The sequence below is a fragment of the Pseudomonas sp. Q1 genome, assembly GCF_009935975.1.
In the GTDB taxonomy this organism is placed as follows: Bacteria; Pseudomonadota; Gammaproteobacteria; order Pseudomonadales; family Pseudomonadaceae; genus Aquipseudomonas; species Aquipseudomonas palleroniana.
Window position 1 is genome coordinate 1 of record NZ_QODI01000068.1, and the last position, 626, is coordinate 626.

General features: G+C 64.1%; 1 protein-coding gene. It reads right to left on the reverse strand.

Annotated elements, in window-relative coordinates:
• A partial coding sequence (locus DK870_RS29165; protein ID WP_161550433.1) for an AMP-binding protein occupies positions 1–626 on the reverse strand: 626 nt, incomplete at both ends.

Genomic DNA, 626 nt, shown 5'->3' on the forward strand with positions numbered 1-626 from the left:
TCTCGATCATTCCGGGGCAATACCGACGGCCGTGTCGTGGCCAAGGGCAGCACCAGGCTGTCCAACACGCGCTTAGGCCGTGCATCCTCGAGCATCGCCTGCAAGCGTTGCGGCGGGTAGCTGGGGTCGAGCGGCAAGTAAGCCGCGCCGCTCTTGAGCACCCCCAGTAATGCCACCACCATCGCCGGTGTCCGCGGTAGCATCACCGCCACCAGATCCTCGGCCCCGATCCCTTCTTGCAGCAGCGTCTGCGCCAGGCGGCTCGACTGATCATCCAGTTGCGCATAGGTCATGCACTCATCGCCCTGTTCAATCGCGATGGCCTGCGGCGTCAGCTTCGCCTGCGCCATGAAACGTTCGACCACGTCCCCTGCCCCAACCTCGCGGTCTGTTGCATTCCACTGCTGCAGCGCTGCCTTTTCCTGCGCGCTGAGTGTGTGCAACTGCGCCAACGACCGCTCACCCGGCTGGGCCAGGCCCTGCAAAATCGTTTCCAGGCACGTCAGCCAGGCCCGAGCCTGCACCGGCGTGACGAAATCCGGCCGATAATCCAGGCGCAACGTGAGTTGCTCTGCAGGTTGCACCATCAAGCTCACCGGGTAGTGCGTCGCATCGTGGGCATCCAA